This is a genomic window from Streptomyces sp. NBC_01166, assembly GCF_045039765.1.
Classification (GTDB): Bacteria; Actinomycetota; Actinomycetes; order Streptomycetales; family Streptomycetaceae; genus Streptomyces.
Map to the genome: position 1 here is coordinate 5,517,516 of NZ_CP108613.1, position 15,516 is coordinate 5,533,031.

At 73.2% G+C, this 15,516-nt stretch carries 7 protein-coding genes; 4 read left to right on the forward strand and 3 right to left on the reverse strand.

Annotated elements, in window-relative coordinates:
- Positions 1-50: 50 nt before the first annotated feature.
- The 3 genes from OG379_RS25575 to OG379_RS25585 form a co-directional block, all read right to left on the reverse strand.
- Positions 51-1,601 carry an alpha/beta hydrolase gene (locus OG379_RS25575; RefSeq protein ID WP_405665354.1) on the reverse strand — a complete coding sequence of 517 codons (1,551 nt, stop codon included), beginning with the start codon at positions 1,599-1,601 and terminating at the stop codon, positions 51-53.
- A 120-nt stretch (positions 1,602-1,721) separates the two neighbouring features.
- Positions 1,722-3,320 carry an alpha/beta fold hydrolase gene (locus OG379_RS25580; RefSeq protein WP_405665355.1) on the reverse strand — a complete coding sequence of 533 codons (1,599 nt, stop codon included), beginning with the start codon at positions 3,318-3,320 and terminating at the stop codon, positions 1,722-1,724.
- 77 nt (positions 3,321-3,397) lie between these two features.
- Complete coding sequence (locus OG379_RS25585; RefSeq protein ID WP_405665357.1) at positions 3,398-6,193, reverse strand: lysylphosphatidylglycerol synthase domain-containing protein; 2,796 nt, start codon at positions 6,191-6,193, stop codon at positions 3,398-3,400.
- 216 nt (positions 6,194-6,409) lie between these two features.
- Between OG379_RS25585 and OG379_RS25590 the strand changes: the two genes are divergently transcribed.
- From OG379_RS25590 to OG379_RS25605, 4 genes are all read left to right on the forward strand, one after another.
- Entirely contained in the window at positions 6,410-6,823 is a 414-nt protein-coding gene (locus OG379_RS25590; RefSeq protein WP_405668643.1) for an MGMT family protein, read from the forward strand.
- Between the two features lie 297 nt (positions 6,824-7,120).
- Entirely contained in the window at positions 7,121-10,477 is a 3,357-nt protein-coding gene (locus OG379_RS25595; RefSeq protein ID WP_405665358.1) for an ATP-dependent helicase, read from the forward strand.
- Between the two features lie 60 nt (positions 10,478-10,537).
- On the forward strand, positions 10,538-14,098 hold the full coding sequence (locus OG379_RS25600) for a UvrD-helicase domain-containing protein (protein ID WP_405665359.1): 3,561 nt from the start codon (positions 10,538-10,540) through the stop codon (positions 14,096-14,098).
- A gap of 10 nt (positions 14,099-14,108) precedes the next feature.
- Positions 14,109-15,503: a dipeptidase gene (locus OG379_RS25605; RefSeq protein WP_405665360.1), complete on the forward strand. Its 1,395-nt coding sequence runs from the start codon at positions 14,109-14,111 to the stop codon at positions 15,501-15,503.
- Positions 15,504-15,516 lie beyond the last annotated feature (13 nt).

Consider the following 15,516-nt stretch of genomic DNA (forward strand, 5'->3'; position numbering starts at 1 on the left):
TACGAAGGGGCCGGCTCCGAGGGGAGCCGGCCCCTTCGCGTCTCTGGATCTCAGGAGCAGATGCGCCCGTCCGCCGGCACCTTCCCGTCGAGGAAGTAGGCGTCGACGAGCGAGGTCACGCAGGTGCTCTCGCCGTAGGAGCCGTGTCCCTCACCCTTGTTGGTCAGCATGACGCCGACGCCTTCACCCAGTTCGTCCGCCATCCGCTGCGCGCCCTCGTACGGGGTCGCCGGGTCGCCGGTCGTGCCGATGACCAGGATCGGGGCGGCGCCGGGGGCGTCGGCCTCCGGGTTGTCGTGCTCCCCCTCGACCGGCCACCCCGCGCACCAGCCGGCCGTGTCCCAGGCCAGGAACGGGCCGAAGACCGGTGACAGCTCCCGGAATTCGGGAAGCAGCGCCCGGGCCTCGGCAGCCGTCGGCCTCGCCTTGGCGTCGGCGCAGGAGATCGCCCGCTGGGAGTGGCTCTGGGGGTCGTAGTGCCCCTTCCCGTCGCGGCCGTTGTAGGAGTCGGCCAGCCGGAGGAGTCCGTCGCCCGTGCCCTTGTGCTCCGCCTCGTCGAGTGCCGCCGTCAGGGTGGGCCAGCCGCTCTTCGAGTAGAGGGGGGCCACGATGCCGGTGACGGCGAGCGATTCGTTGAGCTCGCGCCCGGAGGAGGTCGGCAGCGGGTCCTGGTCGATCCGCTCCAGCAGCCGCGCTATCCGCCGGGTGCCGGCCGCCGGGTCCTGGCCGCGGTCCTTCAGATAGTTCTCCAGGGCCCGCTGGAATCCCGTCGCCTGATTGCGGGCGTGTCCCACCGAGTCGGCCGTCGGGTCGACGACGGCGTCCAGCACGACCCTTCCCACGGTCTCCGGGAAGAGGTGCGCGTAGGTCCCGCCGAGCTCCGTGCCGTACGAGATGCCGAAGTACGACAGCTTCTCGTCGCCGAGTGCCCGGCGGATCGCGTCCATGTCCCGGGCGGCGTTCACCGTGCCGACGTGGGCGAGCACCGCGGGGGAGAGGCGCTCGCAGCCCGCGCCGAAGTCCCTGCCGTCCTCGATGAACGCGGCCTCCTCCGCCGGGGTGTCCGGGGTCATGTCGATCTCCCGGTAGGCCGTCTCCTGCTCCTTGTCGCCCCGGCAGCGGACCCCCGCACTGGCCGCGACCCCGCGGGGGTCGAAACCCACGAGGTCGTAGCGGGTGTTGAGCTCCCTGTACGAAGCGGCGGCGCGCGGCAGGATGCCGACCCCTGAGCCGCCGGGGCCGCCGAAGTTGAACAGCATCGAGCCGAGCCGCTCGCTCTTCCTCGTGGCCGCCTTGCGGATCAGCGCGATGCCGATCGTCCTACCGTCCGGCCGTGCGTGGTCCAGGGGGACGTCGAGCGTGGCGCACCGCCAGGCGGGGCCCGGCGCGGTTCCGCCCTCGGGGGCGTCGCAGCGCTTCCAGTCCAGGGGCCGGGACGGGGCGGGCGCCCGGGACGAACCTCCTGAGGCTCCCGGCGAGGAGCCCTTGGACGACTGCGGTGGTGCCGGGCCGTCGTCGCACCCCGTGAGGACCGCCGTCGTCAGCAGCAGAGCCGCCCCGGCGAACGCCGCGCCTCCACGCGCCCGTCCATGTACGCGCATGTGCGCTTCCTCCCCCGTGCCCGAAGGCCAATGCCCGAAGGCCCCATGCCCGAAGGCCCCGTGCTCGAAGGCCGCCAGGCGGCGGCCGGACCGTCACCGATCCGTCCGTTCAACGAGCGGTCACTCGCAGACCGTTCCCGACTTCGGGACCTTCCCTTCGAGCAGGTAGGCGTCCACGGCCCGCTGCACGCAGGTGCTGCCGCCGTTGTACGCCCCGTGGCCCTCGCCCTTGTACGTCAGCTCGACCCCGACGCCCTTGCCGAGCTCGGCGGCCATCGCCTTCGCGCCGGCGTACGGCGTCGCCGGGTCCCCGGTGTTGCCGATCACCAGGATCGGGGCCGAACCGGGCGCGCTGACGTCCGGGGTGTCCCAGGCGCCCGCGACGGGCCAGCCGGTGCAGGCCATCAGCCCCCAGCCGAGGTAGTCGCCGAACACGGGGGAGGCCTCGCGGAATTCGGGGAGCGCCTTCCTGGTCTGCTCCAGGGTGAAGCGCTGCTTGGAGTCCGCGCAGTTGATGGCGGCGTTGGCGGCGTTCGAGTTGTCGTAGTGCCCGTCCTCGGACCGGCCGTTCAGAGAGTCGGCGAGAGCGAGGAGCAGGCCGCCGTTGTTGCCGTCCGCCTCGTCGAGGCCCTGCTCGAGCAGGGGCCAGGTCTCCTTGGAGTAGAGCGCCGACGCGATGCCGGTGGTGGCCTGGGTCTCGGTCAGCTTCCGTTCGCCGAGCCCCGGGACGGGCTTCTTCTCCAGCTTGGCCAGCAGAGCGACGATCCAGTCCTGGACCTCCTTCGAGGTGGCCCCGGGGAGCTTGCAGTCGTCGCGCTCGGCGCAGTCGGCGGTGAAGTTGTCCAGGGCGAGCTGGAAACCCTCCGTCTGGCCGAGTGAGGACTTCAGGGAGTCCTCCGTCGGGTCGACCACCGCGTCCAGGACGGCCCGTCCGACCCTCTGGGGATACAGGTGGGCGTAGACGCCGCCCAGTTCGGTGCCGTACGAGATCCCGAAGTAGTACAGCTTGTCGTCACCGAGCACCTGGCGCAGCAGATCCATGTCCCGGGCCGCGTTCGTCGTGCCGACGTAGGGCAGCTCGTCCCCGGAGTTCTCCTCGCAGTCCGCGATGTAGGACTTCTGGTCCTCGACGAACGCCTTCTCCTCCTCGGCGTCGTCCGGGGTCCCGTCCTGCTCGTAACGCTCGTCCAGTGTGCTGTCGTCCGAGCACTCGACGCCCTCGCTGCGGCCGACCCCGCGCGGGTCGAAGCTCACCAGGTCGTAGCGGGTGCGGAGCGCGTCGTACGCGGTGCCGAACGACGGCAGCGTGGCGACACCGGAGCCTCCGGGGCCGCCGAAGTTGAAGATCAGCGAACCGATCCGCCGGTCCTTGTCCCGGGCCGCGGCGCGGATGAGTGCCAGTTCGATGGTCCGGCCCTCCGGGTCCGCGTAGTCGAGAGGTACGTCCATGAAGGAGCACTCCCAGGACGTCCCGCCCGGCAGCGGTGAGGGGGACGTGCCGCTGCCCTGGGCCTGGTTGGGGGGCGGGCACGGCTTCCAGTCGAGCTTCTGGGAGGACAGCTTCTCCGCCGTCGCCGTGGGGGACGCCGTCGACGCGGCCGAGGGCCTTGCGCTCCCCGTACCTCCGTCGTCCCCGTCGTCCGAACAGGCGGCCAGGGGCAGCAGCACGGTGGCGGTGGCAGCGAGGGCGGCGGCACGCAGAGCGGGGGAGGTCCTCATGACCCCATCGTGCGGTGGGGCGCCGTGGACCGCGCGGGGCGTCGTCCATGCGAGTGGCGCGCCCTCGCGCGTACGTTCTAGAGCTCTTCCTTGCGGGTCAGCTGGTTGAAACAGATCCAGCCGGGAAGGACCGGCAGCCAGAGCGTCATCACGCGGTACAGCAGTACGGCCGGCGCCGCCACCTCCTTCGGCAGCCCCACGGCGATCAGACCCAGGGTCAGCGCACCCTCGACCGCTCCCATACCGCCCGGGGTGGGCGCCGCGGACCCGATGGCGTTGCCCGCGAGGAAGACCACCGCGATGCTGGCGTAGCTGAGCTGGGGGACGTCGGGGCCGCTGAACGCGCGGATCGACGCGTCGAGGCACAGCACGAACAGCCCGGTCAGCAGCAGCATGCCTCCGATGCCGGTGACCAGCTTCTGCGGGCGCTGCACCACGTCGAGCATGCGGGGGACGACACCGGCGAACAGTGACCGCACCCGGGTGACGACGAACTTCCGCAGGAACGGGATCGCCGTCACGACCAGCACGAGCACGGCGACCGTGAGCAGTCCCGCGATGACCGTCCTCGACGGGGTGAGCGAGTCCGGGGTCTTCTCCGTGCCGGTCAGATAACCGAACAGGGCGAGCAGCAGGATGTGGCAGCCGAGACCGAACAGCTGGGAGGCGCCCACGCTCGCGACGGCGAGCCCCGGGCGTACCCCGGCGCGTTGCAGAAAGCGCGTGTTCAGCGCCACACCACCGACCGCGGCCGGTGCCACGATCTTCACGAACGACCCGGCCACCTGTGCCAGCACGGTCTTCCCGAAGGGCACCCGTTCGGGCACGAAGCCGAGCAGGCTCATGGCAGCGGCGACGTAGCTCAGGGCCGAGAAGCCCAGCGCCGCCGCCACCCAGCCCCACTCCGCCTGCTCCACGACCGTGCCGAAGTCGGCCTCGGTGACCTGGGAGATCAGGAAGTACGCGGCGATGGAACCCGCGATGAAGCTGAAGAGGGTGCGCGGCTTGATGCGCTCCAGACGGACCGGCTCGACCGGCGCCTGCGGCCTGATCAGCAGCACCTGGCCGCGGATCTGGGCCAGCATGTCCTCCTCGCGGGCCTCTTCCAGCGCGTCGTCTATCGCCCGCTTCTCGGCCTGTTTCTCCGTGCGCAGCGACTTGCGGACGGCCTTGCGGTCGTTGGTATCCGCGCCGTGTTCCTCCGCCTTGTCCTGCTTCGCCGCCTGCGAGGCCTCCAGCACCGCCTCACGCTCGCGCTGCGAACGCTCCCGGGCGAGTCTGCGCAGCGTCGCCCGGGTGGAGCGGCTCAGCGCGATCGGCTGGAGCAGCGGCAGGCAGTCGGCGACGGCGTCGGGCCCGAGCACGGCGAGCGCCCCCTCGACGGCCCGTTCGGCGCCCACACGCAGACCGGTGGTGGTGAGCAGCTGGGCGACGTCCATGCGCAGGACCAGGTCACCGGCGGCGATCTCGCCACCCCGGAGATCGGTGACGAACACCGTGCCGGAACCGTCCACCAGAATGGCGTCCCCGGTGAGCCTGCGGTGCGCGATCCGGCGCGACTGGAGCGCCTTCACCTGCCGCCAGGCACCCCGCACGAGGTCGTCGGTGATCTCCTCGTCCTCCATCGCGTCCAGCGATCGCCCGCCGATGTGCTCGTACACGAGCATCACGGCGTCGGGGCCGAGCTCGGACGTGGCGATCAGCTTGGGCGCGTTGGCTCCGGCGGCGATCGCCGCGTACGCGAGGAGTGCCTCCTGCTCCAGGGCCTGGCGCAGGGACAGGATGGAGCGGCGCTGGGTGATGCTGCGCAGGGTGAGCCTGCGCCACACCCGGTAGAAGAACCCCTGGGCCTGCTGTTCGCGGTCGACGACCGTGACGTCCAGCGGTGGCCCGTCCTCCAGGGTCACCAGATAGCGGCGGCCCCGGTCGCTCTGGTCGATGTTGTCGGGAGCGTCCTCCGTGCGCATCGCGGCGACCGGACGGAAGCCGACGTGGCGCAGACCGGCCATCAGGTGCTGACCGGTCGGACGGACGTTCGGTGAGCCGACCGCGTACAAGGTGCCGTACGCCACGGTCCAGCCGATCAGCACGGTGAGGACGATCGAGAACGGGGTGGTGTAACCGCCGACCAGCATCGCGAAGGCGTCCAGGAGCAGCACCACCCACAGGACGACCCGCCAGCGCGGTCTGCGCGCCATCCCGACCGCTGTCATATAGGCGATGACGGGAGCGAGATAGCCGTGCACCGGGTCGGTGAGCGCGTCACCGGGCTGGGGCTGGGTCAGGGCGTCCCGGATCGTCCCGGACGCCGACCTGGCGACCCACAGGTCGGTGGCCAGGGTCACCCCGTGCGCCAGTACGGCGGCGAGCACCCCGTCCGCGATCCGCAGCCCGTCGCGTTTCACCAGACGCTCGATCGCGAAGGCGACCGGCACGAGCAGCACGGCGATGCTGGACACCAGGCCCGCGAGCTTGATCAGAAGATCGGGGGCCTGGTCCGTGCCCTTGGAGATGTCGTCCTCGAGGCCCGTGGTGGTCCCCTGGGCGAACGCGGCGATGGAGAACAGCAGAGCGATCGCGACGACCCCGACGAGGAGCCGCAGAAGATCGGAGGGGCGGTGGACCCGGGCGGGCAGCAGGGGCTCGTCGCCGGATACGCGGTCCGTCAGTCCCGTGCCGGCCGATGCCAGTGTCGAACCCGCGAGGTGCTTCCCGGACGCTCCGGGGGTCTCCTCCGACGTCCCGGGGGTCTTCCCCGACGCCCTGGGGGTCTTCTCAGCGTCGGGTGCACCTGGGGCGCCGGCACCAGGGGCGTCGGGCGCGTCCGGGCGCGGCTCGGCGTCAGAGGCGCCCGCCGCCTTCGGTGGCTGCACGCCCTGCTCCTTAGCCTCTGACGAATCTTCGTGTTCTCGTATCACCGGTCACCGCCCGCATGATGGTGGCACGGCCTGCAGACAGAGGGGGGCATCAGGGTGCATTGCGCGGGCGCGATGCGCAACATACGCGGCTTCGCCGCCCCGCGCGCGGTGTACGACCGGGACGACCCGGCACAGGCCCGGCTGTCGGTGGCGTACGGCAGGATGGGGCGGATGAGCGAAGACCGGACGAGAGGCAGCGGCCGGACCGGGGACGTCCCGCCCCGCCCCGTGACCGCCGAGCTGCCCGTCTACGCCGAGCGGGTCCTGGACGTGGCGGACCTGATCCCGCCCGGCCGGGTCATGACGTACGGCGATGTCGCGGAGTGGCTCGGTGACGGCGGGCCGAGACAGGTCGGCCGGGTGATGGCCCTGTACGGCTCCGCGGCGCCCTGGTGGCGTGTCGTGCGCGCCGACGGACTGCTGCTGCCGGGCCATGAACTGCGGGCGCTCGGCCACTACCGCGAGGAGGGCACACCGCTGAAAGTGCCCCCGCGCGCCGCGGAAGGGCATGTCCCGCGCCTCGACATGAAGCGCGCCAGATGGGACGGCGTGACCGGTGGTCCGGGCGACGAAGCTCACATCTGACAGCTTCCGCCATCGTGCCCCGCCGGGACAGGCGACCGGCCGGTGAGCGGGGCGCACCGGTGGGTCCGTATGTGACGGGCGACGCGCCCCACCGCCCGCTGTCCGCCTCGCCGCTGGCGTAGCGTCGTCCACACGCGGCACGCTCCGCTCCCTCATCCGTCCGTCCGTCTCCGTCACGACCGGGCCGCCCGCACCCGGGACCCGTCGGACACCCACCAGCAGGCGTCACACCCGGGCCGTCACCCCATGGCCGGCCACCGCGCAGACCCAGTACACCCACCAGGACCGGCGATCCACGTGAGCTCCTCCTTCACCACCCGGAACAGCCCGCACCGTCAGGCACGGCGGCGGGCTCCGGGCGCGTACCGGCTGGTGCGCACGCCGCCGGGATCCGTGGACCCCCCTCTCCTGGACGCGCCGCAGCGGGCCGTGGTTGACCACCGGGACGGCCCGCTGCTGGTCCTCGCCGGTCCCGGCACGGGCAAGACCACGACGCTGGTCGAGACGGTGGCCCGGCGTGTGGCCCGTGGGACCGACCCCGCGCGCATCCTCGTCCTCACCTTCAGCCGCAAGGCGGCGGTCGAACTCCGCGACCGGATGGCCGCCCGGCTCGGCGGCACCCGGGGCCCGCAGGCCACCACCTTCCACTCGTACTGCTACGCCCTGGTCCGCGCCCACCAGGACGCCGACCTTTTCGCCGATCCGCTGCGCCTGCTCTCCGGACCCGAGCAGGACGTCACCGTCCGTGAACTCCTCGCCGGACAGCTCGGCCTCGAGCAGGCGGGACTGGCCCATGTCCGCTGGCCGGACGAGCTGCGGGCGTGCCTGACCACCCGGGGCTTCGCCGACGAGGTGCGCGCGGTGCTGGCCCGCAGCCGCGAGCTGGGCCTGGGCCCGGACGCGCTGGCCGCCTTCGCCCGCCGCACGGGCCGCCCGGACTGGAGCGCCGCCGCCCAGTTCCTCGCCGAGTACCTGGACGTCCTCGACGCCCAGGGCGTCCTCGACTACGCGGAGCTGGTCCACCGGGCGGTCCTGCTCGCCGAACGGCCCGAGGTGGCGGCGGAGCTGGCCCGGAGCTACGACGTGGTCCTCGTCGACGAGTACCAGGACACGGATCCCGCCCAGGTGCGGCTGCTGCACGCGCTGGCCGGGAACCAGGGCGGCGCCGCGCCGGGCACCGGCGGCGGCCGGACGCTGATCGCCTTCGGCGACCCCGACCAGTCGATCTACGCCTTCCGGGGCGCCGACGTGAACGGCATCCTCGACTTCCCGGACACCTTCCGCCGTGCCGACGGCGCTCCCGCACCCGTCGGGGTCCTCACCACCTCCCGCCGTTCCGGTGCGAAGCTGCTCGAGGCCACCCGGCTGCTCACCCGCCGGATGCCGCTCACCCGCCTGCCCTCGGCCAAGGTCCGCGCCCACCGCGAGCTGTCCGCCGTACGCGGAGGCGGCCGTGTCGAGGCGTACACCTATCCGACGCCTTCGACCGAGCTGGAGAACATCGCCGACCTGCTCCGGCGCGCGCACCTGGAAGAGGGCGTGCCCTGGAGGGACATGGCGGTCCTCGTACGCGCCGGCGGACGTTCGATCCCGGCCGTGCGCCGGGCGCTCACCTCCGCGGGGGTCCCTCTGGAGGTGGACGGCGACGATCTCCCGCTCCGTCACGAGCCGGCGGTCGCCCCGCTCCTGACCGCCCTGCGCACCGTCGCCACGGCGGCCATGCACCCCGCCGCGCCCGAGGACCCGGACGACGGGGCCGGGACCGGCGGGGAAGCGCGCGGCCCGCTCGACACCGAGACCGCCCTCGCCCTCCTCACCTCGCCCCTCGGCTCCATGGACGCCGCCGACCTGCGCCGTCTCGGCCGGGCCCTGCGCGACGAGGAGCGGGCCGCCGGGAACCGCGTACCGCCGCCGTCCGGGGAACTGCTGGCCCGGGCACTCTCCGAGCCCGAGCGCCTGGCCACACACGATCCGGCGTACGCCCGCGGAGCGCAGCGGCTCGGCGCGCTCCTGCACAAGGCCCGTGAACTCCTGGAGAGCGGCGGCACCGCCGAGGAGGCCCTGTGGACCCTGTGGAACGGCACCCCCTGGCCCGGCCGTCTCGAGCGGGCGGCGCTGCGGGGCGGTGCGGGCGGCCGGAACGCCGACCGGGACCTCGACGCCGTATGCGCCCTCTTCGACACCGCGGCACGCGCCGAGGAGCGCACCGGCGGACGCGGCGCGCTCAACTTTCTGGAAGAGGTCGACGCCCAGGACATCGCCGCCGACACCCTGTCCCGGCGGTCCGTGCGGCCCGACGCCGTACGCCTGATGACCGCGCACCGCTCCAAGGGCCTGGAGTGGCGCCTCGTGGTCGTCGCCGGGGTCCAGGAGGGGCTCTGGCCGGACCTGCGCCGCCGGGGGTCGCTCCTGGAGGCGGACCGGATCGGGCGCGACGGCCTGGCCGAACCGCTCACCCCGGGGGCGCTCCTGGCCGAGGAGCGCCGCCTGTTCTACGTGGCCGCGACCCGGGCCCGTGAACGCCTGATCGTCACGGCCGTCAAAGCACCCGCCGACGACGGCGACCAGCCCTCCCGCTTCCTCACCGAGCTCGGCACCGAGCCCCGGGACGTCACCGGCCGCCCTCGCCGCCCGCTCGCGGTGGCCTCGCTCGTCGCCGAGCTCAGGGCGACGACCGTCGACCCCGCCGCCTCGGAAGCCCTGCGCGACGCCGCCGCACAACGGCTCGCCCGGCTCGCGGCGCTCACCGACGACGAGGGCCAGCCGCTCGTGCCCGCGGCCCACCCGTACCGCTGGTGGGGTCTGGACGAGCCCACCCGCTCCGAGGTCCCGCTGCGCGACCGGGACCGCCCCGTCGCGCTCTCCGGGAGCGCGCTCGACCAGCTGGCCAACAGCTGTGCCCTGCAGTGGTTCCTGGGCCGGGAGGTCAAGGCCGACGCCCCGGCGACGGCGGCCCAGGGTTTCGGCAACGTGGTGCACGTCCTCGCGGACGAGGTGGCCTCCGGACGCACGGGCGCCGACCTGGACGTCCTGATGGAGCGCCTGGACTCGGTGTGGGACGGTCTGGTGTTCGACGCGCCCTGGAAGTCGCAGCAGGAGAAGGACCAGGCGCGCGACGCCCTGGAACGCTTCCTGCGCTGGCACGTCATGGACCGCGGGGGCCGCACCCCCACGGCGAGCGAACACGATTTCGACGTCACCCTCGAAGCGGGCGAGTACGCCGTACGCATCCGGGGCTCCATGGACCGGGTCGAGCAGGACACCGAGGGCCGGGCGTACGTCGTCGACTTCAAGACCGGCAAAGGGGCGCCGACCAAGGACGAGGTGGCGTCACACCCCCAGCTCGCCGTGTACCAGCTGGCGGTCAGGGAAGGCGCCGTCGACGAGGTCTTCGACGGCCGCCGTCCCGACGCCGGCGGCGCCGAACTCGTCCAGCTGCGCCAGCCCGCCCCCAAGAAGGAGGGCGGGGACGCCCTTCCCAAGGTGCAGGCGCAGGAACCCCTCTCCGGGGAATGGGTCTCCGACCTGCTGGCCACGGCCGCCGGCCGGGTCCTGGACGAACGGTTCACCCCCACGACCGGCCAGCACTGCACCCACTGCGCGTTCAAGGCGTCGTGCAGCGCGCAGCCCGAAGGCCGGCAGATCATCGAATGACCGTTCCCGCCGGATCCGTGCGGGACCGCGTTGTCGGTGCGTCCGGTTAGCCTCTCTGGAGTGTCCTCGCGTATCACCGATCCCGAGCAGCTCAAGGAGCTCCTGGGGATTCCCTTCACCCCGGAGCAGACGGCCTGCATCACCGCGCCGCCCGCCCCGCAGGTGATCGTGGCCGGAGCCGGCTCGGGGAAGACCACGGTGATGGCCGCCCGGGTCGTCTGGCTGGTCGGGACCGGGCAGGTCGCCCCGGAGCAGGTCCTCGGCCTGACCTTCACGAACAAGGCCGCCGGTGAGCTCGCCGAGCGGGTCCGCCGGGCCCTCGTCGCCGCCGGGGTCACCGACCCGGACGTCATCGACCCGGACAACCCCCCGGGCGAGCCCAGCATCTCCACCTACCACGCGTTCGCCGGACGGCTCCTCACCGACCACGGCCTGCGGATAGGCCTCGAACCCACCACCCGGCTCCTCGCCGACGCCACCCGCTACCAGCTCGCCGCCCGGGTGCTGCGCGAGGCCCCCGGCCCGTACCCGGCTCTCACCCGGTCCTTCCCCACCCTCGTCAGCGACCTGCTGGCCCTGGACGCCGAGCTCGCCGAGCACCTCGTACGGCCGGAGCAGCTCGCCGAGCACGACACCGAGCTGCTCCACACCCTGGAGACGGCGAGGCTCACCAACGCCGAGCTGCGCAAACTCCCCGAGACGGCGGAGGCCCGCCGCGAGCTCCTCCAGCTGACCCGGCGCTACCGCGCGGCCAAGCGCAGCCGGGACCTCCTCGACTTCGGCGACCAGATCGCCCTCTCCGCCGAGCTGGCACTCACCCGGCCCGAGGTCGGTGCCATCCTCCGCGACGAATTCCGGGTGGTCCTGCTCGACGAGTACCAGGACACCTCCGTGGCCCAGCGGCTGCTCCTGGCCGCACTGTTCGGCGGGGGCGGCGGGGGCGGCGGGAGCGGCGGGAGCGGCACAGCGGGACACGCGGTCACCGCCGTCGGCGACCCGTGCCAGGCGATCTACGGCTGGCGCGGCGCCTCCGTGGCCAACCTCGACGACTTCCCGCACCACTTCCCGCACGCCGACGGCACCCCCGCCACCCGCTACTCCCTCAGCGAGAACCGCCGCAGCGGCGGCCGTCTCCTCCATCTCGCCAACGGTCTCGCCGAACCCCTGCGCGCCATGCACGAGGGCGTCGAGGCGCTGCGCCCCGCACCCGGAGCCGAGAGGGACGGCACGGTCCGGTGCGCCCTCCTGCGCACCCACGCCGAGGAGATCGACTGGCTCGGCGACTCGCTCGCCCACCTCGTGCGGACCGGGACGGCACCCGGGGAGATCGCCGTCCTGTGCCGGACCGCGGGAGACTTCCCCCGCATCCAGGCCGCCCTCGTCGCCCGGGACATCCCGGTCGAGGTCGTCGGCCTGTCCGGGCTGCTCCACCTCCCCGAGGTCGCCGACCTCGTCGCCGTCTGCGAGGTCCTCCAGGACCCCGGGGCCAACGCCTCCCTGGTCCGGCTGCTCACCGGGCCGCGCTGGCGCATCGGGCCCCGGGACCTCGCCCTCCTGGGGCGCCGCGCCCGCCTCCTCGTCCACCGCTCCACCGCCGGTGACGACGCCGACCCGGACCAGCGCCTGGCGGAGGCCGTCGAGGGCATCGACCCCGCCGAGGTGATCTCGCTCGCCGACGCCCTCGACACCTTCCTGGAGTCCGGCGGGTCCGAGGACGACCAGCTGCCCTTCTCCGCCGAGGCCCGCGTCCGCTTCGCCCGCCTCGCCACCGAGCTCCGCGACCTCCGCCGCTCGCTGGCGGACCCCCTCATGGACGTACTGCACCGGGTCCTCGCGACCACCGGCCTCGAAGTGGAGCTCTCCGCGTCGCCGCACGCCCTGGCCGCGCGCCGCCGCGAGACCCTCGCCAACTTCCTGGACGTCGCGGCCGGCTTCGCCGCGGTGGACGGGGAGGCGACGCTGCTCGCCTTCCTCGGCTTCCTGCGCACCGCCGCGCAGTACGAGAAGGGCCTGGACAACGCCCTGCCCGGCGGCGAGAACACCGTGAAGGTCCTCACCGCCCACAAGTCCAAGGGGCTGGAATGGGACGTCGTCGCCGTCCCCGGCCTCGTCGGCGGCCAGTTCCCCAGCACACAGTCCCGGGACGCGTGGACCTCGCAGTCCCAGGTCCTCCCGCACGCCCTGCGCGGCGACGCGGCCACGCTCCCCGCCCTCCACTCCTTCGACGCCAAGGGCCTCAAGGCGTTCAAGGAGGAGCTGAAGGCCCATCAGCACACCGAGGAGCTCCGCCTCGGCTACGTCACCTTCACCCGCCCCCGCAGGCTGCTGCTCGGCTCCGGTCACTGGTGGGGCCCGTCCCAGAAGAAGCCCCGCGGCCCGTCCGCCTTCCTGGACGCGCTGTACGAGCACTGCGCGGCCGGCTACGGCGAGATCGAGGCATGGGCGGACGAGCCCGGGGAGGACGAGGAGAACCCGGCGCTCCAGGAGAAGGACGCCGACCAGGCCTGGCCGCTCCCGCTCGACGACACCGCCATGGCCCGCCGCCGCGCCGCCCGGGACACGGTGCTGGCACACCTGGAGGCACTGGCGGCCACGCCCGTACCGGATGTGTACGAGGCGCAGGAACCGCCCCACGGCGCCGAGCACCCGTACGAGGACGAGCCTCCGTACGAGGACGAGCCTCCGTACGAGGACGAGCCTCCGTACGAGGACGAGTATGTGTACGAGGACGAGGTGCCGCCGTACGACGAGGCGGCCGCCCCGTACGACGACCCCTTCCCGGACGGCGAGCCCGTCGCGCCCACCGGGCGGGCCTCGTCGCCGGACGGCGGCCAGGGCCCGGACGGCGCCGGGCCGCCTCCGCACGGATCGGCCCCCGCCCCGCACGTCCCGGCCGCCCGTGCCCCGGCGGACGAGGCTCTCACCCCGGAGGAGTCCCGCGCCCTCGCCTCCTGGGACCGGGACCTCGACGCCCTCGCCGGTGAGCTGCGCCGCGCCCGCGCGGCCGTGCGCGACGTCGTCGTACCGGCCACGCTCTCCGCCACCCAGCTCCTGCACCTCGCCGACGACCCCGACGGCTTCGCCCGTGAGCTCGCCCGCCCCATGCCGCGCCCCCCGCAGCCCGCCGCCCGCCGGGGGACACGCTTCCACGCCTGGGTGGAGTCCCGGTTCGAGGAGCTGCCCCTGCCCATGCTGGGCCCGGACGAACTCCCCGGGGGCGACGAAAGCGACGCGGAGATCGCCGACGAGCGTGACCTCGCCGAGCTCAAGGAGGCCTTCGAGCGCACCGAGTACGCCCGGCGCACTCCGTACCGCGTCGAGACACCGTTCCAGATCACGCTCGGAGGCCGGGTGATCCGCGGACGGATCGACGCGGTCTACCGCACAGGGGACTCGTACGAGATCGTCGACTGGAAGACCAGCCGGCACCGCACGGCCGACCCGCTCCAGCTCGCCGTCTACCGCCTGGCCTGGGCCGAACTGCACGGGCTGCCGCTGGAGGTGGTCACCGCGACCTTCCTCTACGTGCGCACCGGGGAGACGTCCCGCCCCACCGGGCTGCCGGGCCGGGAGGAGCTGGAGAAGCTCCTGCTGGACGAGCCACCTCCCCAGGGCCGATAGGCTCATAAGTATGAGCGACACCCCGGACAGCGCCGTCCGTACGTACACCGAGCAGCACCGCGCGGCCTTCCTCGACGACCTCGCCGAGTGGCTGCGCATCCCGTCCGTGTCCGCCCAGCCGGAGCACGACGGGGACGTACGGCGCAGCGCCGAGTGGCTGTCCGCCAAGCTCGCGGAGACCGGGTTCCCGGTCACCGAGATCTGGGAGACCCCCGGCGCTCCGGCGGTCTTCGCCGAGTGGCCCTCGGAGGACCCGGACGCACCCGTCGTCCTCGTCTACGGCCACCACGACGTGCAGCCCGCTGCCCGCGAGGACGGCTGGAGCAGCGACCCGTTCGACCCGGTGATCCGCGACGGCAGGATGTACGGACGCGGCGCGGCCGACGACAAGGGCCAGGTGTTCTTCCACACACTGGGTGTCCGCGCCCACCTCGCCGCGACCGGCCGCACGACCCCCGCCGTTCACCTCAAGCTCCTGGTCGAGGGCGAGGAGGAGTCGGGCTCGCCGCACTTCCGCGCGCTGGCCGAGGAGCGGTCCGCCCGTCTCGCGGCCGACGCCGTGATCGTCTCCGACACCGGCATGTGGGACGAGAACACCCCCACCGTCTGCACCGGCATGCGCGGCCTGGCGGAGTGCGAGATCGAGCTGTACGGCCCGGACCAGGACATCCACTCCGGGTCCTTCGGCGGTGCGGTGCCCAACCCCGCGACCGCACTCGCCCGCCTCGTCGCAGCTCTCCACGACACGGAGGGCAGGGTCGCGGTCCCCGGCTTCTACGACGGCGTCGCCGAGCTCACCGAGACCGAACGCGCCCTCTTCGCCGAGCTGCCCTTCGACGAGGACGTATGGCTGCGCACGGCCGCCTCCCACGCCGCCGCGGGTGAGGCCGGCTATTCCACCCTGGAGCGCGTCTGGGCCCGCCCCACCGCCGAGGTCAACGGCATCGGCGGCGGTTACCAGGGGGCGGGCAGCAAGACCGTCATCCCCTCGTCCGCCCTGGCGAAGCTGAGCTTCCGGCTGGTCGCGGGCCAGGACCCGGAGCGGATCCAGGAAGCGGTCCGCACCTGGGCCGAGGCCCTGATCCCGGCCGGTATCCGCCACCGGATCACCTTCGCCCCCGCCACCCGCCCCTGTCTGACGCCTCTGGACCACCCCGCCCTCCAGGCGGTGGCCCGCGCCATGGGGCGGGCCTTCGGGACGAAGATCCTCTTCACCCGCGAGGGAGGCTCGGGCCCCGCCGCCGACCTTCAGGACGTGCTCGGCGCACCCGTCCTCTTCCTGGGCATCTCCGTACCGTCCGACGGCTGGCACGGCCCCGACGAGAAGGTCGAACTCGATCTCCTCCTCAAAGGCGCGGAGACCACCGCCCATCTGTGGGGCGAGCTGGCCGACGCACTCCGCTGAATCTCTGAACGCC